We start from the raw sequence: 18,972 nt of genomic DNA, 5'->3' as shown, positions 1-18,972 counted from the left end.
GTGCCCGTTGCTGCCGAATGGGATCGACGCAATCGCGCCTCGCTCTCAATCCGCCCAGGCGTTCGCATTGTCCGCAAAATCCGGACGCTGCGGCTGGACCACATAAAACCTGTGACCGCTCGGCGCCTGCATCACCACCCAGCCCCTGAGCGCTGCGACCCGCGTCGCGCCAAGCTATTCAAGCCGCGCGACCTCGGCGTCGATGTCGTCTGTCTCGATATCGAAATGGACGCGCGGCGGGTGATCTACAGCCGGGGCCAGAACCCCGATCTCTGCTTCCGGCCCCCTCAGATCGCGATACTTCGGATCAATCGGATCGGTTTCGCGTTCACGCCCGAGGGCCGCAGCCCAGAACGCCTCATACGCCGCCGGATCCTCGCCCTGGCAATCGATCACCACAACGCCCAATCGGGGTTTATGCATTGCCATTCTCCAAAACCTTGAATTGAACAAAACAAGAACAATTGAGCATGCCGTGCAATTGCATTCAACCTCCCCGACAACAGAAAAGCCGCCGCCGAAAGACGGCTTTTCGACCTATCGGCGATGACAGCCGTTCGCCTTACACGCGCCGTTCAACCATCATCTTCTTGATTTCGGCGATGGCCTTGGCCGGGTTGAGGCCCTTGGGACAGGTCTGCGCACAATTCGTGATCGTGTGACAGCGGTAGAGACGGAACGGGTCTTCGAGGTGGTCAAGCCGTTCGCCGGGCGCCCCGCCCTGCCCTCGCAGCCCGTCGACAGGAATTCAGGCCCGCCACATCGAGGTTCGCGGCGCGGGGCGCTCCTTACAAGCACGCCGCCTTCGACGCCGGCTTGAGCTATGCGAAAGGCCGGAAAGATCCTTCGCCGCATTTCGGACCACTTTCGCGCCGAAACCGTCATCCGGCAAAGATCTCCTTCGATTATCGCAAAAACGAAAAAGGGGTACACATGAGACGTCTCGTCAAAATCGTCGTTGTCGCGCTGCTGGCCGTCATCGTCGCCGCGCTCAGCTATGGCGGAAAGGGCTATCTCGACGCGGTGGCGGATGCCGACCGGTTGCAAAATCGGGCCGGCGCGCTGATCGCCGACGGGCGCGGCGGAAGCGATCTCGGCAAGGACCGGCTCGACGATCTGCTCAAGGTCCAGGACCCGGCCTTCCGCGACCATGCCGGCGTCGACATGAGCACACCCGGCGCGGGGCTGACCACCGTCACGCAATCGCTCGCCAAAAGGCTCGGCTTTGAGACTTTCCGTCCGGGGATCGGCAAGATCCGCCAGACCGGCTACGCGCTCGGCCTCGAGGCACGGCTTTCGAAGGACGAGATCATGGCGCTGTGGCTCGACACGCTGGAGATGGGCCGCGGGCCGAACGGCTGGATGACCGGATTCTTCGACGCGTCCGAAACGGTCTATGGCGCGGCGCCGGCCGCGATCGGCCACACGGAATTCCTCAAGCTCGTCGCCGTGATGATCGCGCCGGGCAAATACGACCTGCGCGGCACGGACGCCGAGCTGGAGGAACGGACAGCGCGGATCGCCCGCCTTGCGGAAGACAAATGCGCGCCGCTCGATCACGGCGATGTCTGGCTCGAAGGCTGCCGGTAGGACCGACTGCGGTCAGACCCGCCGCTCGACCATCATTTTCTTGATCTCGGCGATGGCCTTGGCCGGGTTGAGGCCCTTGGGACAGGCCTGCGCACAATTCATGATCGTGTGACAGCGGTAGAGGCGGAAAGGATCTTCCAGATCGTCCAGACGCTCACCGGTGGCCTCGTCGCGGCTGTCGATCAGCCAGCGATAGGCCTGAAGCAGCACAGCCGGGCCGAGGTAGCGATCGCCATTCCACCAGTAGCTCGGGCACGATGTCGAACAGCAGGCGCAGAGAATGCACTCGTACAGCCCGTCGAGCTTGGCGCGATCGTCGTGCGACTGACGCCACTCCTTTTCCGGGGCCGGCGTCGTTGTCTTCAGCCAGGGCTCGATCGAGCGATGCTGAGCGTAGAAGCGCGTGAGATCCGGCACCAGATCCTTGACCACCGGCATGTGCGGCAGCGGGTAGATCTTCACCGGCCCGGCGCCGATCTCTTCCATGCCCTTGGTGCAGGCCAGCGTGTTGGTGCCGTCGATGTTCATCGCGCAGGAGCCGCAGATGCCCTCGCGACAGGAGCGGCGGAAGGTCAGCGTCGGATCGATCTTGTCCTTGATGTAGATCAGCCCGTCGAGGACCATCGGGCCGCAATCGTCCTTGTCGATGAAGTAGGTGTCGACACGCGGATTGCGCCCGTCGTCCGGGTTCCAGCGGTAGATCCGGAACTCGTGCAGGTGGTTGGCGGCGGTCGGCTTGTCCCAGACCTTGCCCTCCGTCATCTGCGAGTTCTTGGGAAGCGTCAGCTGTACCATCTTGTTTCGCTCCGCGTTTGGCCCGCCGTCGACGGCGGCCTCGTCATCGGGATCTTCAGGCGCCGCGCCGGAAGATCGTGTTGTCTTTGGTCGCTCCGGCCGCGCGATAACCGCGCGCCTGAAGCTCTGCAATGCAATCGTGCTGCCAGTGGTCCCGGCAGTTGGTCTCCAGCAGGATGGCGCCCGGAAGGTCGTCGTCTTCCAGCCGGTTCACATAGGGCAGAAGCGCCCTGTCCTCAAAGCCCTCCACGTCGATCTTCAAGACATCGACGCGGGCTATGCGGTGGTCCACCAGAATGTCGGCGAGCGGACGGACCTGCACGGGGCGGGACTTCCAGTCGCCGGCCCATTCTCCGGTCGTCAGATCGCTCACCAGCGTCGCGAAACCGCAATTCGACGGCTCGCTCCAAAGGTCCAAAACCTCGTCGCGGGCGCCGACCGCGACATTTTCCACCTCGACATCGCCAAGACTGTTGGCGGCCAGATTGAACGCCAGTTTCGCCGCCGTCTCGCTGTCCGCCTCGATCGCCAGAACCCTCGCACCGCGGCGCGCGGCGTCGAGGCTGTAGCTTCCGACATTGGCGCCGATATCGACGAAGACGGCACCGGGCCGGAGACAATCCGACAAAAGGCCGTGTTCGTCGCGCTCCGGCAGCCGGCCCCGCGCCATGATCTTGCGATCATCGTAATTGGCCCCCGGGTAGAGGCGGAACCGAAGCCCCTCGGCTTCCCGGTCGTAGGGACCGCGATAATGCCGGGCGACAAAGGCGCGCAGGCGCTTGCGCCAACGCGGCGACAGTTCGTGCCGGTCGGCGAGAGCCCAGGCGAGACGTGCCCGCCCGCCGGCACGATAGGTGCCGAAGGGAGAGTTTACATCGGGAAACCGTGCCGCCATCGACATGGTGCTTCGCCTTTCGCCGCCCCGCCGGGCGCGTCCTCAGTACACGCGTGCCTTGGGCGCGATCTTCTTGGGGTCGATGCCGCCCTCGTCGAGGGTCGTCAGCGGATCGGTGACAACGGCGCGGTAATCCAGTTCGACCTTGCCGTCCTCGGCGACCCAGGCGAGCGTGTGCTTGCGCCAGTCGTCGTCGTTGCGTCCGCCGAGCGGGCCGTCCTTGTAATCCTCGCGGGCGTGCGCTCCACGACTTTCCTTGCGCGCCTCGGCGCCATAGACGGTGGTGATCGCATTGGCCATCAGGTTCTCCAGCTCCAGCGTTTCCACCAGGTCGGAGTTCCAGATCATCGAACGGTCGGTGACCTTGAGGTCGGACAGCTCGCCCCAGATCGCGGAAATGCGCTCGCAGCCCTGCGCGAGGCTTTCCTGGGTGCGGAACACGGCAGCGTCTTCCTGCATGGCGCGCTGCATCTTTTCGCGCAGCTGCGCGGTCGGCGTCTGGCCGTCGGCATGGCGCAGCTTGTCGAAGCGAGCCATGATCTTGTCCGAGCTTGCCTCGTTCGGCGTCGGCACGGCAGTCTTCGGATCGACGATCTCCGCCGCGCGAATGGCCGCCGCACGCCCGAAGACGACAAGGTCGATCAGCGAGTTGGAACCGAGACGGTTGGCGCCATGCACCGAGGCGCAGCCCGCTTCGCCAACCGCCATCAGTCCCGGCTGGATCGCGTTGGGATCGTCCTTGGTCGGGTTCAGCACCTCGCCCCAGTAGTTCGTCGGGATACCGCCCATGTTGTAGTGGACGGTCGGAAGCACCGGGATCGGCTCCTTGGTCACGTCGACGCCTGCAAAGATCTTCGCCGATTCCGAAATGCCCGGAAGGCGCTCGCCCAGGATGTCCGGATCCAGATGGTCAAGATGCAGGAAGATATGATCCTTGTTCTTGCCCACGCCGCGACCTTCGCGGATTTCCATGGTCATGCAGCGCGAGACCACGTCACGCGAGGCCAGATCCTTGGCCGACGGGGCATAACGCTCCATGAAACGCTCGCCCTCGGAGTTGACCAGATAGCCGCCTTCGCCGCGTGCGCCCTCCGTGATCAGGCAGCCCGCACCATAGATGCCGGTCGGGTGGAACTGGACGAACTCCATGTCCTGAAGCGGCAGGCCGGCGCGCGCCACCATGCCGCCTCCGTCGCCGGTGCAGGTGTGAGCGGAGGTGGCGGAGAAATAGGCGCGGCCGTAGCCGCCGGTCGCCAGAACCACCATCTTGGCCGAGAAGCGATGGATGGTGCCGTCGTCGAGGTTCCAGGCAATCACGCCCTGGCACACGCCGTCGTCCGACATGATCAGGTCAAGCGCGAAGTACTCGATATAGAATTCCGCATTGTTCTTGAGCGACTGACCGTAAAGCGTATGCAGGATGGCGTGGCCGGTGCGGTCGGCCGCCGCGCAGGTGCGCTGCACGGGGGGGCCTTCGCCGAAGTTCTGCATGTGACCGCCGAAGGGACGCTGATAGATGCGCCCGTCCTCGGTGCGCGAGAAGGGCACGCCGTAGTGCTCCAGCTCATACACGGCCTTGGGCGCCTCGCGAGCGAGATACTCCATGGCATCCGTATCGCCGAGCCAGTCGGATCCCTTCACGGTGTCGTACATGTGCCACTGCCAGCTGTCGGGCGTCATGTTCTGCAGGCTGGCGGCGATGCCGCCCTGCGCCGCGACCGTATGCGAGCGGGTGGGAAACACCTTGGAGATGCAGGCGGTTCTCAGACCCTGTTCGGCCATGCCGAGCGTTGCCCTGAGACCCGCGCCGCCGGCTCCGACCACCACAACGTCATAGCTGTGATCGACGAAGGTATAGGCTTTTCCTGCCATGTATTCAGCCTCCGAAGCTGATCTTGAGAACGGCGAACACGGACGCGAGGCCGATGAACGTCGAAAAGAAGATATTGCCCATCAGGGCGAGGAATTTCAGGCCTTCGCCGTGGATATAGTCCTCGATGATCACCTGCATGCCGAGCTTCATGTGATAGACGGCGGACAGGATAACGAGGAGCAGGACGATCGCGATGAGCGGATTGGCCAGAGCCGCCGAAACGCTCGCATAATCGCCGCCCTGAAGCGCGACCACCAACACCACGAAAAAGGAAATCAGCACCACATTGGCCACGGCGGTGACCCGCTGGCGCCAGAAATGCGAGGTTCCGTCCTTGGCGGAGCCAAGCCCGCGAACCCTGCCGAGAGGCGTGCGCATGTCATTCATCGTCTCATCTCCCTCAGCGAACCGCGTAGCCGATGACCCAGAGCAGGATCGTGACCGCGACGGAGCCGATGATCGTTGCGCGGGCAAGCCATTCACGTGCCTCGGTTCCAAAACCGTGACCCATGTCCCAGACGAAATGGCGAAGGCCGCCCAGCATGTGATGGATCAGGGCCCAGGTGAATCCGAACAGCACCAGCCGGCCGAGGAAGGATCCAAAAATACCGTTCACGAACTCGAAATAGCTCGGTCCCGCCGCGGCGGACACCAGCCACCAGGCGACCAGGATCGTGCCGAAATACAATGCAGCGCCCGTGATGCGGTGCAAGATCGACATGATCATCGTCATGATGGGCTTGTAGATCTGGATATGCGGCGACAGTGGCCTGCTGTTTTTCATCCCGACATCCGACATGGGTTGTTCTCCCGTCTCCCCGAGCGCCTTACGCTTACGTAAACGTTAGCTATAACAGGGGCTTGTATCAAAGCCTTCTAACCCCATCGCGGCGGCACGTCAAAACATCCTATCGGCCAAGGCGGATACGGATTGGCAACGGCGAGGCGAGGGAAGCGCGCAGGGAGGGAAACGATGTCAAATGCGGCGCAGACGCGATGACCTTAAGGTAAGGTGCTTGTAGAGATGCATCATCATTACGGTCGCGAAAATCGGCGTCAGAAGATTGAGGAAAGGGATCGCCAGGAAGCCGGCGATCGCAAGACCGGAGAGAAAGACCGTTCCGGAATGGGCGCGGCGAAACGCGCGCGCTTCCGCGCTCGGGAGATGCCGCATCGCCGCGAATTCAAAAAACTCCCGGCCAAGCAGATAGCCGTTGACGACAAAGAAGGCGATGAGGTTGACGCCGGGCACCAGCAGCAGGAACAGGGCGAAGATGTTGCCGAGGATGACAACGCCGGTAAACTTGACCGCCTGAGGAATGGCCTCGGATAGCGGCATGGCGCGACCCGGCGGATCCTGCGGATAGCTCCTGCGTTCGACGACTTCGGCAATATCGTCCTGAAGGATGCCCGCGATGATCGCCGTGACAGGGGCAACGAGATACCCGAGAACGAATATCGCGCCGATCCCGGTCAGCAGGGAGAGCACCGTTTCGAGCCAGGGATAAGGCAGGGTCACCAGTGTGGCGACGGCGCCGTTCAATGCCACCCAGACCAGAAGGAGCAGGAGCAGCGTGTAGCCAAGCGTCTTCCAGAAAATGGCGCGCAGCGGCTGTTCGAAGATCTGGGTGAGCGCGCGCAGCGCAGAGGAAATCATGTGCGGTCGTATCCGTGTCGGTTGCGAGTGTTCGAATTGAAAGACGAACCTCAGGTAGGGGGCCGCGCGACCGGAAACAAGCACCCGTTCATCCATCGCCCGACGCCGGTCAATTGGCACCGTCGTCGTCAATCGGGCTCCATTCCATCCCGGTCGCCTCGCCCGTCTCCAGCGCACCGCGCGCAAAGCGGTAGCAGAACCCGCCACCTGGCGGCTGGTCGTGACGGCGGTCGATGTCCAGCCCGGCAAGATGGCATTTCAGCAAGGTGCCGACGCCGCCATGCCCGACGAAGAGCACGGTCGAACCCGGCGGGACGCCGGACAGTGCCGCACGTGTCCGGGATACGATCCGCCGTTGAGCGGCCCGGGCCGTTTCCCAACCGCACACGCTGACGTCGGGATTTGCAAAGAAACGCTCGGCGATCTGCTCGAACTCCTGCGGTGGCAGAAAGCCGGTCGCGGAGCGGTCGTTCTCATGCATCATCGGATCGACGGTCACGGCAAGTCCGCACGCGACGGCAAAGAGCTCCGCGGTTTCGCACGCCTTGCGTTCCGCGCTGGAGAAGACATGCGTCACCTGCGACACGAAAGCCTGTGCCAGACCTGCCCGTGCACGCCACAAACCCTGCTTTGACAATCCCCAATCGGGCACCGGGACACGCGGATCGATCTCCACCTGCGGGTGGGTGAGATAGATACAGTCGCAGACGATGCCAGCGGCGGGCACGGTCATGCCCGTTCGACCCAGGAGCGAATCAGCCAGTGCGCGATCGAAAGCGACGGGGGGATCTTCAGGCCGCCGGGGTGCCTATCCTCCAGCATGGCGAGCGTTTCGTCGCGCGAGAACCAGCGACAGGCCTCCAGCTCGGTCTCGTCCATGCGGATCTCGACACTTTCCGCAAGGCCCTCGCAGCCTATCATCAAGGAGGCGGGAAACGGCCAGGGCTGGCTTGCGCAATAGCTGACGGCGCCGACATGAACGCCGGCTTCTTCCATCACCTCGCGCCGCACCGCTTCCTCGATGGTCTCGCCCGGCTCGATGAAGCCGGCAAGCGTCGAGAACACCCCCTCCGGCAGGCGCGGCGGACGTCCCATCAGGCAGCGCTCGCCACTGGTCACCAGCATAATCGCAACCGGGTCGGTGCGCGGAAAATGCAATCCGCCGCAGGACGGGCAATCGCGGCGATACCCTCCCTGCGTCATGGTGCTGGCCGCGCCGCAGCGTGAACAGAAGCGATGGGTCGCATGCCAGTGCAACAATGCGCTTGCCTGTGCCAGGAGGCCCAGATAGCCCGGCGGCAGGACGCCCTGCACGGCGAGCGAGCGGGTATCGATTGCTTTCAGGTCGGCATCCGCGGCCTCGATCTCTTCCACAGACCGCGCCACCGGAACGGCGAAGACAGGCGTCGCGTCGGGTTCGCGGAAGCCGAGGAGGATCGTCTCGTCGCTGCGCATGGCAAGCTCTTCGCCCAGCGCACGTTCATGCAGCAAATCGAGCCGCCCGTCCGCCACATCGAGCACCGGGCGCCCCTCGCTGACGAGCAGAAAACGCGCGCGCGCTGCCCTGCGATGCGCCTCGAACCAGGCGGCATCGCCACGGTGTTCGGACTGACGCTCGAGCGGATTTCCCTTGAACGCGAAGTCGAAGCCGATCTGCGGCAGGTCCTTCATGCGATTGATGTCCTTTGTTCCGGTACGCGGCAAATGCGAATCACTGGAGTTGCCAGGCAACCGCCTGTCCAAGCCGCTCCGCCAGATCGCGGCCGCTATCGGGGGCATAGGGCTCGGCCGCACCGCTGCCCCAGACAGGTCCCGGCCAGGCGGCATCGCCAACGAACCGGGCAACGATATGAATATGCAGTTGGGGGACCATGTTGCCGAGCGCCCCAACGTTCAGCTTGTCGCAATGGCTGGCCGCCTTCAGCGCCTTGCCCGCGCCCGCGACCTCCTCGATCAACCGCAGCCTGTCGTCGACGCCAAGGTCGACCAGTTCGGTCACGCCGGCCCGCATCGGGATGAGCAAGAGCCACGGAAACCGCGCATCGTTCATAAGCCGAACGGTGCACAGGTCGAGATCGAGAACGGCCAGGCTGTCGCCGGAAAGGCGATCGTCGAGCGTGAAGTCGGACATGCGTGCTCCCCTGCCGGACGGCATGTGAATGGTGCCGGCACTATACAATCGCCGTGTGCGCGCACCACCCCCGAGTGCGGCGTAGGAGGTTCGTCGTTGACGCCTTCGCGCTGCCGTTGCATCCCAATCCTTAAAAGGCCCGCAACACACCCGCTGGCCATCGGGGAGGAACCGCAGCCATGCTGAGCGACGCACAGACATACGAAGAGCTCATCGCCAACTTCCGCTGGCAGGTGCCGGCGCACTACAACATCGGCGTCGACATCTGTGACAAATGGGCAATGCGCGAGCCGGACCGCCCGGCGCTGATCTGCATTTCGGAAGCCGGCGCGCGCGAGGAGGTGACCTTCGGTGCGCTGATGGCGCTTTCCAACAAGATCGCCAATCGCTTCGCAACCGACGGCGTGACCCGCGGCGACCGGGTCGCCATTCTGCTGCCGCAGGCGAAGGAAACGGCTGCTGCCCATATCGCGGCCCACAAGCTCGGCGCGATCTCCATTCCGCTGTTCATGCTGTTTGGCGAAGAGGCGCTCGCCTTCCGGCTCGGCGATTCCGGCGCGAAAGCCGTCGTTACCAATGCGACCGGGGCCGCCAAGCTCGCCAAGATCCGTGCCGAGTTGCCGGACCTGGAGCGGGTCTACACCGTCGACGGCGCGCATGCCGGAACGACGGATCTCCATGCCGCACTCACCGGGCAAGCCGACAGCTTTACCCCCGTCGATACCAGCGCCAACGATCCGGCGATCCTGATCTACACCTCCGGAACCACGGGACAGCCGAAGGGCGCGCTGCATGGCCATCGCGTTCTTCTGGGCCATCTTCCGGGTGTCGAGATGAGCCACGACCTGTTTCCGCAGGTCGGCGACCGGATCTGGACGCCCGCCGACTGGGCCTGGATCGGCGGGTTGCTCGATGTGCTGATGCCCGCGCTTCACCACGGGGTCTGCGTCGTCGCCTGCCGCTTCGAAAAATTCACGGCGGACGCCGCCTTCCGGCTGATAGCGCAGGAAAAAATCCAAAACGCCTTCCTGCCGCCGACGGCGCTGAAGATGATGCGCGCCCACGGCGACCCCGATCCGGCATATGATCTGAACATGCGCACGATCGCCAGCGGCGGCGAAACGCTGGGCGCGGAGTTGCTCGACTGGGGGCGGCGCGTCTTCGGCGTGACGATCAACGAGTTCTACGGCCAGACCGAGTGCAACATGATCGTCTCGTCCTGCGCGGCGATCATGCCGCCGCGACCCGGTATCATGGGGCGCGCGGTGCCCGGCCACGACGTGCGCATCGTCGATGCCGCCGGCACGCCCGTTACCGACGGAACGGAGGGCAACATCGGCGTGAGACGCGGCGATCCGGTGATGTTCCTGCGCTATTGGAACAACAGCCGTGCGACGGAAGGAAAGTTTGCCGGCGACTTTCTACTGACCGGCGACATGGGCATGCGCGATGCCCACGGCTGGATCCGGTTCGTCGGACGCGACGACGACGTCATCACGTCGTCCGGCTACCGGATCGGCCCGGGCGAAATCGAGGATTGCCTGATCGGCCACCCCGCCGTCAGCATGGCCGGCGTCGTCGGCAAGCCCGATCCGCAGCGCACGGAGATCGTCAAGGCCTATGTCGTGCTGGCGGATGGCTTCGAGCCGACGGCGGAACTGGCGCGCGCGCTGCAGGATTTCGTGAAGGTGCGGCTCGCAGCCCACGAATACCCGCGTGAGGTTGTCTTCGTCGACACGCTGCCGATGACGACGACGGGCAAGATCATCCGCAAAGACTTGAGACAGCGGGCCGTCGAAGAGACGAAAGGAACGTCGCGGACATGACATCGGCCGGGGATTTTTCCTTGCAACGGCTGGCCGGAATCGACATATAGGGCACGGGAGGTTGGTGGTGGACGAGCCACTCGCCAACCGGGTCAGGTCCGGAAGGAAGCAGCCCCAACGAGTCGGGCACGGGTCACCGTGCCAGCCTCCCACCCTTTCTCTTCATTCAGGCAGTTGGCTTCGTTGTTCGGGCAGCAGTCCTCGTTCTGGCGAGTGTCCCGGGTCGCGCCGACGTGCCAGGTTCGGCGGGCGCTTTCCTGCCCCGCCTTCGCACACGCACAAGAAAACGCGGACAGGGACGGAAAAGCCCTCAACATGCACGCCCCGCAGGTTTAAGCTGGGCGGCATGGATGACCTCGCCCCAACACCCCTCAGCGACACCACGGACGCTGAATACCGCGTGCTTGCGCGCAAGTACCGGCCCGCGACCTTTGAGGATCTCGTCGGCCAGGAGCCGATGGTCCAGACCCTGCGCAACGCCTTCGAGACCGGACGCATCGCACAGGCCTGGATGCTGACCGGCGTGCGCGGTGTCGGCAAGACCACGACCGCGCGTATCCTCGCCCGCGGCCTCAACTACGAGATCCCCGGAGAGGTCGACCGGCCGACGGTGCAGCTCGACAAGCCCGGCGTGCATTGCGAGGCGATCATGAACGGGCGCCATGTCGACGTGATCGAGATGGACGCCGCCTCGCACACGGGCATCGACGACATTCGCGAGATCACGGAAGCGGCACGCTACCGGCCCGCATCCGCGCGCTACAAGATCTACATCATCGACGAAGTGCACATGCTCTCCAAGTCCGCCTTCAACGGCCTGCTGAAGACGCTGGAAGAGCCGCCGGAGCATGTGAAATTCATCTTCGCCACCACCGAGATCCGCAAGGTGCCGGTCACCGTGCTGTCGCGCTGTCAGCGCTTCGACCTGCGGCGGATCGACGCCGACGATCTCGTCGGCCTGCTCAGCCGGATCGCGCAATCGGAAGAGATGGCCGTCTCCGGCGAGGCGCTGGCGCTGATCGCGCGGGCCGGCGAAGGGTCGGCGCGCGATTCGCTCTCGCTGCTCGATCAGGCCATGGCCCATGGCGCCGGCACCCACGGCGAAACCGAGATCAGCGCCGAGACGGTGCGCTCGATGCTCGGTCTTGCCGACCGCGCCCGCGTCATCGACCTCTTCACGCATCTGATGCAAGGCGACGCGGCCGCCGCGATGGCGGAGTTCAAGGCGCAATATGCCGTCGGCGCGGATCCGGTCGTCGTGCTCTCTGACCTCGCCGAATTCACCCATCTCGTAACACGGCTCAAGATCGTTCCGAAAGCCGGCGAGGAAGCCTCAGTCACCGAGACCGAGCGCCTGCGCGGCCGGGAGCTGGCGGACAAGCTTTCGCTTCGCCTGTTGTCGCGCAGTTGGCAGATCCTCCTGAAGGGCATCGCGGAGGTGCAGGCCGCGCCGAAACCCAACCTCGCCGCCGACATGGTTCTGGTGCGCCTGGCCTATGCCGCCGACCTGCCGGATCCGGAAGAAGCGTTGCGCCTGCTGCGCGACGGCAAGGCATCGGATCTTGCCGCGGCACTTCCCGAGACCCCGGGGGCGTCGTCCGGCGGCGGCGCCTCCGCCGAGGTGCAAGCCTCAGCGCCTCCGCCCGCCTCAGTGCCCGCGTCTGCCGCAGCGCCCCCGCCTGCCGCAGCGCCCACCGTCGAGAGGAAAGCCCCGCAGTCGGCACCAGGCCAGGACGGTGCACCGGTGCCGGGCGCAAGACGGCTTCAGGCGCTTGCCGGCGGTGCCGGCGGATCCGCCCCCGCCTCGCGTGCCGTGCCGCGCGCGGTGCCCGATCCCGAGCCCGCCGTCGCGCTTGCCTCGCTCGCCGACTGCGCCGCCCTTGCTGCGGAAAAACGCGACATCCGGTTGAAGGTCGAGATCGAACGGCAGATGCGGCTGGTTCAGTTCGAGCCGGGGCGTATCGAGTTCCAGCCGACACCCGAGGCCGACCCCGATCTCGCCGGGCGGCTTGGCCGCACCTTGAGCGAATGGACCGGGATGCGCTGGATCGTCACGGTGTCGCGCACGCAAGGCCGGCCAACGCTCTTCGAGGAGCGCGAGGCGAACAAGCATCAGCTCCTGTCCGACGCCAGGTCCGAGCCGACGGTGGCGGCCCTCCTGTCAGTCTTTCCGGGTGCGAAGGTGGTGAATGTGCGCATTCAGGAGGCGGAGGACGCGGAACCGCCCCTTGACATGGCGCCGGACGACGACGAAACCGACACCGACATGTGAGACGCGGGCACTTGGCCCCGCCGGCGGCACGGACCGCGCGCGAGGAGATCCGTCATGGACTTTATGAAGATGATGAAGCAGGCGAAGCAGATGCAGGAGCAGATGGGCTCGCTGCAGGAGGAAATCGCCGCCGTGAGCGTCGAGGGCAGCGCCGGCGGCGGCATGGTCAGCGTCACCATGACCGGCAAGGGCGAAATGACCGCGCTGAAGATCGACCCCTCGCTCGTCAAGGAAGAAGAGGTGGAGATCCTGGAAGACCTGATCCTTGCCGCCCATCAGGACGCCAAGACGAAATCGGAAGCCATGCTCCAGGAAAAGACCCAGGAGTTGATGGGCGGTCTTGGCCTGCCCCCCGGATTCAAGATGCCGTTCTGATCCCGCGATGAGCAACAAGGCGGTCGCGGGACCGGAAGTGGAAAAGCTGATCCAGCTCTTGAGCAAACTGCCCGGGCTGGGGCCGCGCTCTGCGCGCCGCGCAGCGCTTCACCTGATCAAGAAGAAGGACCAGCTTCTGGTTCCCCTCGCCCAGGCGATGGGGGTTGCGGTCGACCGCGTCACCGTGTGTTCCACCTGCGGCACCGTCGACACCCGCGACCCCTGCACCATCTGCTCCGACCCGCGCCGCGATACCTCGACCATCATCGTGGTGGAGGATGTCGCCGATCTGTGGGCGCTGGAGCGCGCGGCCGCGCTCAACTGCGGCTATCACGTGCTCGGCGGCACGTTGTCGCCGCTCGATGGCATCGGCCCCGACGATCTCACCATCGCCCAGCTGATCGAGCGGGTCGCCGGCGGCGAGGTTTCCGAAATCGTGCTTGCGGTCAACGCCACGGTCGAGGGGCAGACCACCGCCCATTACATCACCGACCGGCTGCGCGGCATGGAGGTGCGCGTCACGCGGCTGGCGCATGGGGTGCCGGTGGGCGGCGAGCTCGACTATCTCGACGAAGGCACTCTGACCCAGGCGCTGAAGGCCCGCACCTCCTTTTAGAGCCTGCCGTCGGCAGCCCGTCTTTCGCAAGAACGCAAATCGTTGCTACGATCGCGGTCGCTCTGCCCCTTGCCGGAGATCCCGATGCCGCGTCTCGCCCTGCGTCCGTTCCTTTCCCTGCTTGCCCTTGTTCTCATGCCCACCTTCGCGCAGGCCGGGCCATACGACGCTCAATTCCGCCGGTTCCTCGAGACCGAGATCGCGCCCGCCGCCCGGACCGCCGGCGTCCCGCAATCCGTCGTCACGCGCGAGCTGTCCGGCCTGACGCCCGACACCTCGCTGCCGGGTCTCGGGCGCCCAGACGCGCCGGAGGCAGCGCCATCCGTCAACTACCAGTCGGAGTTTCGCGCGCCGGCGCGCTATTTCCGCGACAGCCAGTTCAACGCGCTCGTTGCACAAGGCCGCCGCCTCGCCAAACAACACGCCGCAACGCTTGCCCGGATCGAACGCGAGACCGGCGTGCCGGGCCGTATCGTGCTGGCGATCTGGGCGAGGGAATCGGGATACGGCGGGGCGAAGATCCCCAAGGACGCGCTGCGCACGCTCGCCACCCGCGCCTTCATGGGCCAGCGGCGCGACCTCTTCCGCGAGGAAACCGTCGCGGCGCTCCAGATCCTCGCCGAGGGGCACATCTCCCGCGCGCGGATGAAAAGCTCCTGGGGCGGGGCGATGGGTCAGCCGCAGTTCCTGCCCTCGAGCTTCCTGCGCCACGCGGTCGACTACGACGGCGACGGCCGGCGCGACATCTGGACGTCCGTTCCCGACACGCTCGCCTCCATCGCGCACTATCTCAAATGGTACGGCTGGGTTGCCAAGCGCGACTGGGGCTATGAGGCGGTGATCCCGCAATCCGTATCCTGCACCAACGAGGGACCGGATCGCGGGCGGCCGATTTCCGAGTGGGTGGCCGCCGGCGTCAGCCGGGTGAAGGACCGCCCCTTCCCCGCACATGAGGTGCCGCAGCCGGGCTTTCTGCTGATGCCGGCGGGACGATACGGCCCGGCCTTCATCGCCACCGACAATTTCTATGTGCTGAAGTCCTACAATGAGTCCGATGTCTACGCGCTCTTCGTCGGCCATCTCGCCGACCGCTACGGCAACAACACGGGCTTCGTGCAGGACTGGACGCCAATCAGGACGCGCTCGCGCGGCGCGGTGCGCAAGATCCAGCTGGAGCTGGAAGCAAAGGGGCACGACGTCGGCGGCGCCGACGGGCTGATCGGCTTCAAGACCCGCCGCTCGCTGGGCGCCGCGCAGGAAAAGGCCGGGCGGAAAGCGACATGCTGGCTGGAGTGAAACCGGTTCTGGCGTCACATGACGCGCCGCGAAAAATCCCGGCCTCCTGCCCCCTACTCGCTGACGATCCCCGCGCCGACCGTTTCCAGACGGAAGGCGGCGGCCATCAGCGCCTTGGTGTAATCGGTCTCCGGCGCATCGAAGATGTCGGCAGCCGGCCCGGCCTCGACCACCTTGCCGGCGCGCATGACGACCACCTCGTTGGCAAGCGCGCGAACGACTTTCAGATCGTGTGAGATGAAAAGATACGCCAGATTGTGCCGGCGTTGCAGGTCGCGCAGAAGGTCGACGACCTGCGCCTGGACGCTCATGTCGAGCGCGGAGGTCGGTTCGTCGAGCATGACGAATTTCGGCTCCAGCACCATGGCGCGGGCAATCGAAATGCGCTGGCGCTGACCTCCGGAAAACTCGTGCGGATAGCGAAACCGCGTGTTGGCGTCGAGGCCGACCTCCACCAGCGCCGCCGCGACCTTGGCGTCGCGCTGATCGGCGGAAATCGAGGGAAAATGCACCTCAAGCCCCTCGCCGACGATATCGGCGACCGACATGCGCGGGCTGAGGGAACCGAAGGGGTCCTGAAATACCACCTGCATGTCGCGCCTGAGCGGGCGCATCTCCTTGGAGTTCAGTCCCTCGATATCACGCGTGCCAAAGCGGATCTTGCCGGTGGAGGAAATCATGCGCATCAGCGCCAGCCCGAGCGTCGTCTTGCCCGAGCCGCTTTCGCCGACGATACCGAGCGTCTGTCCCTCGCGCACCGTGACGTCGATGCCGTCGACCGCCTTGATGTGATCGACGGTCCTGCGCAGAAAGCCGCGCCTGACCGGAAACCAGACCTTGACGTTTTCCGCCGCAACGACGACGGGTTTGCGGTCGTCGGTCACCGGGGGATCGCCCTTGGGTTCGGCGGCGAGCAAATGCTGCGTGTAGGCGTGTTCGGGCGCGGTGAAGATCCGCTCGACCGGGCCGCTTTCGACGATCTCGCCAGCGGTCATCACGCAGACCCGGTCGGCGACCTTGCGCACGATGCCGAGATCGTGGGTGATGAACAGCATCGCCATGCCGGTGTCGCGCTGGATGTCCTTCAGGAGCTGGAGGATCTGCGCCTGAACCGTGACGTCGAGCGCGGTCGTCGGCTCGTCGGCGATCAGAAGGTCCGGCTCATTGGCCAGCGCCATCGCGATCATCACGCGCTGACGCTGCCCGCCGGACAACTGGTGCGGATAGCTGTCCAGCCGAGATCTCGGATCGGGAATGCCGACCTGGCGCAAGAGATCGACCACGCGCGAGCGCGCCGCCTGATCGCCCATGCCACGGTGGATCTTCAAGACCTCCGCGATCTGCTTTTCCACCGTATGGAGCGGATTGAGCGAGGTCATCGGCTCCTGGAAGATCATCGAGATCTCGTTGCCGCGAATGCGCCTGAGTGCCGCGTCGTCGGCCTTGAGCACATCCTCGCCGTTGAACAGCACCTCGCCGGTCGGATGGGAAGCCGCCGGATAGGGCAAGAGCCGCACGGTGGACAGCGCGGAGACGGATTTCCCCGACCCGCTTTCGCCGACAAGCGCCACGGTCTCCCCCTTGTCGATGTCGAAGGAGATCCGGTCGACGGCGAGGTTCGTCGCGCCGTTCTGGGTAAAGGCGACGGAGAGGTCGCGCACGGAGAGGAGTGGCTTGCCGGTCATTGCGGTGTATCCAAAAGAAAATCGACCACGGATTGGGTTGGTGCTTCGACCTTGAGTTCAACCGGTTTTCCGCCCCGCCTGTGACGGGACGCGGCCAGAGAGACGTTCGACGGCAGGCGACTGTCGAATGTAAGAAAATACCGGCACTCGAATCCGAGCGCCGCGGAAAGGTGTATTGCATCTGGGAGCTTCAAAGAGGGGTGGAGTTGCCGAAGCAGCGCCGCATCGTAAAGCGCCTCTCGCGACACTGGACCGACATCAAGCCAACTGCTTTGCGAGGAAATCCAGTCTGAATACATATTGACCAATCTGTCGTTGCCATCCCGAAACGGTCGGACCAGAAGTTCCGCCAGAGTGATTTCACAGGTGCAAGGGCGGAGCTGATCAACACTTGCGCAGCCTGCCACGAAATGCGTTAGCGGCGCGCGGCGCGCATCCAGTTGTCCCTCGGCCAGCACGATGAATACATTCGCATCAAGATAGACCCTGCCGGAGATCAACCCTCAATCGTCCCATTCGCTGCGAAGACTGCGAATCCTGTCAACCGCATCCTCAATCGTCACGAATTCGGGCAGGGTCTTGCGAACCCGCTCCAGTTCCAGAAGAACCTCCGATTTCGGCCCCCGCTTGGGCGTTTCGGTCTCCACGGTGACCGAGACGAGCGCTTCGTCCGGCAAGCCCTTGCGAAGCTCTTCGGGAAGCTTGGCAACCGGATAATGCCGTTTGACGATCTTGTTCATGCACAGATCCTTTGAACCGGTAGCGCGTCTCAGTCTATCACGAAAAGAATAGCTCCTCACGCAAAGCTCTTGCGGGGGTCGAAGGCGTCGCGCACGGCCTCGCCGATGAAGATCAGAAGGCTGAGCATCAGCGAGATCACGATGAAGCCGGTGATGCCGAGCCAGGGCGCCTGCAGGTTGTTCTTGCCCTGCGCCAGAAGCTCGCCGAGCGACGCCGACCCCGGCGGCAGGCCGAAACCGAGGAAATCGAGCGCGGTCAGCGTCGAGATCGAGCCGTTCAGGATGAAGGGCATGAAGGTCAGCGTCGCGACCATGGCGTTGGGCAGGAGATGGCGCCACATGATCTTGGCGTTGCCGACGCCGAGCGCCCTGGCCGCCGTCACATATTCGAAGTTGCGCGCGCGCAGGAACTCCGCCCGCACCACACCGACGAGCGCCACCCAGGAGAAGGCGAGAAGGATTGTAAAGAGCGTCCAGAACCCGGGGATCAGCACCGACGACACGATCAGGATGAGATAGAGCGTCGGGATCGCCGTCCAGACCTCAATGAAACGCTGGAACAGGAGATCGAGCCAGCCGCCGTAAAAGCCCTGAACAGCCCCCGCGGCAACGCCGATCACCGAGGAGGCGAGCGTCAGCGCAAGCCCGAACAGAACCGAAATGCGGAAGCCGTACACGAGCCGCGCCACCACGTCGCGCCCCTGGTCGTCGGTGCCGAACCAGTTCCAGTTGCCGATCACGCAATTGGGATCCTCTGCACCCAGCGGGTAGCGGCTGCAACGCTCTTCCTTGTCCAGCATCCAGGAGGGCGGTGCGGGTGCGGGCACCGGGATCTCGTTGTTCACGGTGCGATAGGAATAGCGGATCAGCGGCCACGCCATCCAGCCATTGGCGTTGATCTCTTCCTGGATGAAGGGATCGCGGTAATCGGTGATCGCCAGAAATCCGCCGAACTTCTCCTCCGGATAATCCACGAAGACCGGCGCCAGCACCTCGCCCTTGTAGACAACGACGATCGGCCGGTCGTTGACGAGGAACTCGGCGATCAGCGACAGGCCGAAGAGCACCAGGAAGATCCAGAGCGACCAGTAGCCCCGGCGGTTGGCCTTGAAATTCTTCAGCCGCCGCTTGTTGATCGGCGAAAGGAAGCCCGACGGACGGCCGATGGTGTCGGCCTTGCCGGCGGCCGGCGACTGCTGCGTGGAACGCTGATCCATTGCC

Annotated in this window: 20 protein-coding genes, 1 other RNA gene and 1 pseudogene; 7 read left to right on the top strand and 15 right to left on the bottom strand. The window is 64.6% G+C overall.

Annotated elements, in window-relative coordinates:
* Positions 1 to 174: 174 nt before the first annotated feature.
* Together BLU32_RS20230 and BLU32_RS20225 are read right to left on the bottom strand one after the other, a co-directional pair.
* Positions 175 to 423: a VOC family protein gene (locus BLU32_RS20230; protein ID WP_197673657.1), complete on the bottom strand. Its 249-nt coding sequence runs from the start codon at positions 421 to 423 to the stop codon at positions 175 to 177.
* Between the two features lie 139 nt (positions 424 to 562).
* Positions 563 to 715: pseudogene (locus tag BLU32_RS20225) on the bottom strand (succinate dehydrogenase iron-sulfur subunit); the annotation flags it as partial.
* Between the two features lie 218 nt (positions 716 to 933).
* Between BLU32_RS20225 and BLU32_RS20220 the strand changes: the two are divergent.
* Entirely contained in the window at positions 934 to 1,590 is a 657-nt protein-coding gene (locus tag BLU32_RS20220; RefSeq protein ID WP_093809942.1) for a transglycosylase domain-containing protein, read from the top strand.
* A gap of 12 nt (positions 1,591 to 1,602) precedes the next feature.
* On the opposite strand, the gene BLU32_RS20215 is transcribed toward BLU32_RS20220, so the two are convergent.
* From BLU32_RS20215 to BLU32_RS20175, 9 genes are all read right to left on the bottom strand, one after another.
* The gene (locus BLU32_RS20215) at positions 1,603 to 2,385 is read right to left on the bottom strand and encodes a succinate dehydrogenase iron-sulfur subunit (protein ID WP_093809940.1); all 783 of its coding nucleotides are present in this window, start codon (positions 2,383 to 2,385) and stop codon (positions 1,603 to 1,605) included.
* A gap of 55 nt (positions 2,386 to 2,440) precedes the next feature.
* A complete protein-coding gene (locus tag BLU32_RS20210) occupies positions 2,441 to 3,286 on the bottom strand; it encodes an FkbM family methyltransferase (protein WP_093809938.1) in 846 nt (281 codons plus the stop codon).
* A gap of 36 nt (positions 3,287 to 3,322) precedes the next feature.
* Positions 3,323 to 5,152 carry a succinate dehydrogenase flavoprotein subunit gene (gene sdhA, locus BLU32_RS20205; RefSeq protein WP_093809936.1) on the bottom strand — a complete coding sequence of 610 codons (1,830 nt, stop codon included), beginning with the start codon at positions 5,150 to 5,152 and terminating at the stop codon, positions 3,323 to 3,325.
* Positions 5,153 to 5,156: 4 nt separating this feature from the next.
* A complete protein-coding gene (gene sdhD, locus BLU32_RS20200) occupies positions 5,157 to 5,540 on the bottom strand; it encodes a succinate dehydrogenase, hydrophobic membrane anchor protein (RefSeq protein ID WP_093809934.1) in 384 nt (127 codons plus the stop codon).
* Positions 5,541 to 5,553: 13 nt separating this feature from the next.
* Positions 5,554 to 5,937, bottom strand: a complete 384-nt coding sequence (gene sdhC / locus BLU32_RS20195) for a succinate dehydrogenase, cytochrome b556 subunit (RefSeq protein ID WP_371326943.1) — start codon at positions 5,935 to 5,937, stop codon at positions 5,554 to 5,556.
* Between the two features lie 192 nt (positions 5,938 to 6,129).
* Complete coding sequence (locus tag BLU32_RS20190; protein ID WP_093811396.1) at positions 6,130 to 6,810, bottom strand: sulfate transporter family protein; 681 nt, start codon at positions 6,808 to 6,810, stop codon at positions 6,130 to 6,132.
* A 109-nt stretch (positions 6,811 to 6,919) separates the two neighbouring features.
* Entirely contained in the window at positions 6,920 to 7,543 is a 624-nt protein-coding gene (locus BLU32_RS20185) for a histidine phosphatase family protein (protein WP_093809930.1), read from the bottom strand.
* The gene (gene nudC, locus BLU32_RS20180) at positions 7,540 to 8,481 is read right to left on the bottom strand and encodes an NAD(+) diphosphatase (protein WP_093811394.1); all 942 of its coding nucleotides are present in this window, start codon (positions 8,479 to 8,481) and stop codon (positions 7,540 to 7,542) included. Before nudC ends, BLU32_RS20185 begins: the two co-directional genes overlap by 4 nt.
* Positions 8,482 to 8,521: 40 nt before the next feature.
* A complete protein-coding gene (locus BLU32_RS20175; protein ID WP_093809928.1) occupies positions 8,522 to 8,941 on the bottom strand; it encodes an HIT domain-containing protein in 420 nt (139 codons plus the stop codon).
* A 179-nt stretch (positions 8,942 to 9,120) separates the two neighbouring features.
* Between BLU32_RS20175 and BLU32_RS20170 the strand changes: the two genes are divergently transcribed.
* The 6 genes from BLU32_RS20170 (at position 9,121) to BLU32_RS20145 (ending at position 15,326) form a co-directional block, all read left to right on the top strand.
* Complete coding sequence (locus tag BLU32_RS20170; RefSeq protein WP_093809926.1) at positions 9,121 to 10,767, top strand: acyl-CoA synthetase; 1,647 nt, start codon at positions 9,121 to 9,123, stop codon at positions 10,765 to 10,767.
* Positions 10,768 to 10,823: 56 nt separating this feature from the next.
* Positions 10,824 to 10,920: signal recognition particle sRNA small type (ffs, locus tag BLU32_RS20165), an RNA gene on the top strand.
* Between the two features lie 193 nt (positions 10,921 to 11,113).
* On the top strand, positions 11,114 to 13,039 hold the full coding sequence (locus BLU32_RS20160; RefSeq protein ID WP_093809924.1) for a DNA polymerase III subunit gamma/tau: 1,926 nt from the start codon (positions 11,114 to 11,116) through the stop codon (positions 13,037 to 13,039).
* A 54-nt stretch (positions 13,040 to 13,093) separates the two neighbouring features.
* On the top strand, positions 13,094 to 13,414 hold the full coding sequence (locus tag BLU32_RS20155; protein ID WP_093809922.1) for a YbaB/EbfC family nucleoid-associated protein: 321 nt from the start codon (positions 13,094 to 13,096) through the stop codon (positions 13,412 to 13,414).
* Between the two features lie 7 nt (positions 13,415 to 13,421).
* A complete protein-coding gene (gene recR / locus BLU32_RS20150) occupies positions 13,422 to 14,030 on the top strand; it encodes a recombination mediator RecR (protein ID WP_093809920.1) in 609 nt (202 codons plus the stop codon).
* 84 nt (positions 14,031 to 14,114) lie between these two features.
* Positions 14,115 to 15,326: a lytic transglycosylase domain-containing protein gene (locus BLU32_RS20145; RefSeq protein ID WP_093809918.1), complete on the top strand. Its 1,212-nt coding sequence runs from the start codon at positions 14,115 to 14,117 to the stop codon at positions 15,324 to 15,326.
* Between the two features lie 53 nt (positions 15,327 to 15,379).
* On the opposite strand, the gene BLU32_RS20140 is transcribed toward BLU32_RS20145, so the two are convergent.
* From BLU32_RS20140 to BLU32_RS20125, 4 genes are read right to left on the bottom strand one after another with little or no spacing between them, the layout of a single operon-like run.
* The gene (locus tag BLU32_RS20140; protein ID WP_093809916.1) at positions 15,380 to 17,011 is read right to left on the bottom strand and encodes an ABC transporter ATP-binding protein; all 1,632 of its coding nucleotides are present in this window, start codon (positions 17,009 to 17,011) and stop codon (positions 15,380 to 15,382) included.
* Positions 17,008 to 17,511: a type II toxin-antitoxin system VapC family toxin gene (locus BLU32_RS20135; protein WP_093809914.1), complete on the bottom strand. Its 504-nt coding sequence runs from the start codon at positions 17,509 to 17,511 to the stop codon at positions 17,008 to 17,010. Before BLU32_RS20135 ends, BLU32_RS20140 begins: the two co-directional genes overlap by 4 nt.
* Before the next feature lie 3 nt (positions 17,512 to 17,514).
* Positions 17,515 to 17,751 carry a hypothetical protein gene (locus BLU32_RS20130; protein WP_093809912.1) on the bottom strand — a complete coding sequence of 79 codons (237 nt, stop codon included), beginning with the start codon at positions 17,749 to 17,751 and terminating at the stop codon, positions 17,515 to 17,517.
* Between the two features lie 56 nt (positions 17,752 to 17,807).
* Entirely contained in the window at positions 17,808 to 18,968 is a 1,161-nt protein-coding gene (locus BLU32_RS20125; RefSeq protein WP_093809910.1) for an ABC transporter permease, read from the bottom strand.
* Between the last annotated feature and the right edge of the window lie 4 nt (positions 18,969 to 18,972).

The organism is Stappia sp. ES.058, assembly GCF_900105595.1.
Lineage (GTDB): Bacteria > Pseudomonadota > Alphaproteobacteria > Rhizobiales > Stappiaceae > Stappia.
This window is presented reverse-complemented; position numbering and strand designations above follow the sequence as displayed.

Excerpts from the sequence above, each read along its gene's own strand:
- recR (WP_093809920.1), top strand. The coding sequence starts at position 13,422 with ATGAGCAACAAGGCGGTCGCGGGACCGGAAGTGGAAAAGCTGATCCAG.
- BLU32_RS20185 (WP_093809930.1), bottom strand. The coding sequence starts at position 7,543 with ATGACCGTGCCCGCCGCTGGCATCGTCTGCGACTGTATCTATCTCACC.
- sdhD (WP_093809934.1), bottom strand. The coding sequence starts at position 5,540 with ATGAATGACATGCGCACGCCTCTCGGCAGGGTTCGCGGGCTTGGCTCC.
- BLU32_RS20160 (WP_093809924.1), top strand. The coding sequence starts at position 11,114 with ATGGATGACCTCGCCCCAACACCCCTCAGCGACACCACGGACGCTGAA.
- BLU32_RS20175 (WP_093809928.1), bottom strand. The coding sequence starts at position 8,941 with ATGTCCGACTTCACGCTCGACGATCGCCTTTCCGGCGACAGCCTGGCC.
- sdhC (WP_371326943.1), bottom strand. The coding sequence starts at position 5,937 with ATGAAAAACAGCAGGCCACTGTCGCCGCATATCCAGATCTACAAGCCC.
- BLU32_RS20130 (WP_093809912.1), bottom strand. The coding sequence starts at position 17,751 with ATGAACAAGATCGTCAAACGGCATTATCCGGTTGCCAAGCTTCCCGAA.
- BLU32_RS20145 (WP_093809918.1), top strand. The coding sequence starts at position 14,115 with ATGCCGCGTCTCGCCCTGCGTCCGTTCCTTTCCCTGCTTGCCCTTGTT.
- BLU32_RS20170 (WP_093809926.1), top strand. The coding sequence starts at position 9,121 with ATGCTGAGCGACGCACAGACATACGAAGAGCTCATCGCCAACTTCCGC.
- BLU32_RS20125 (WP_093809910.1), bottom strand. The coding sequence starts at position 18,968 with ATGGATCAGCGTTCCACGCAGCAGTCGCCGGCCGCCGGCAAGGCCGAC.
- BLU32_RS20155 (WP_093809922.1), top strand. The coding sequence starts at position 13,094 with ATGGACTTTATGAAGATGATGAAGCAGGCGAAGCAGATGCAGGAGCAG.
- nudC (WP_093811394.1), bottom strand. The coding sequence starts at position 8,481 with ATGAAGGACCTGCCGCAGATCGGCTTCGACTTCGCGTTCAAGGGAAAT.
- BLU32_RS20215 (WP_093809940.1), bottom strand. The coding sequence starts at position 2,385 with ATGGTACAGCTGACGCTTCCCAAGAACTCGCAGATGACGGAGGGCAAG.
- BLU32_RS20230 (WP_197673657.1), bottom strand. The coding sequence starts at position 423 with ATGCATAAACCCCGATTGGGCGTTGTGGTGATCGATTGCCAGGGCGAG.
- BLU32_RS20220 (WP_093809942.1), top strand. The coding sequence starts at position 934 with ATGAGACGTCTCGTCAAAATCGTCGTTGTCGCGCTGCTGGCCGTCATC.
- sdhA (WP_093809936.1), bottom strand. The coding sequence starts at position 5,152 with ATGGCAGGAAAAGCCTATACCTTCGTCGATCACAGCTATGACGTTGTG.
- BLU32_RS20190 (WP_093811396.1), bottom strand. The coding sequence starts at position 6,810 with ATGATTTCCTCTGCGCTGCGCGCGCTCACCCAGATCTTCGAACAGCCG.
- BLU32_RS20210 (WP_093809938.1), bottom strand. The coding sequence starts at position 3,286 with ATGTCGATGGCGGCACGGTTTCCCGATGTAAACTCTCCCTTCGGCACC.
- BLU32_RS20140 (WP_093809916.1), bottom strand. The coding sequence starts at position 17,011 with ATGACCGGCAAGCCACTCCTCTCCGTGCGCGACCTCTCCGTCGCCTTT.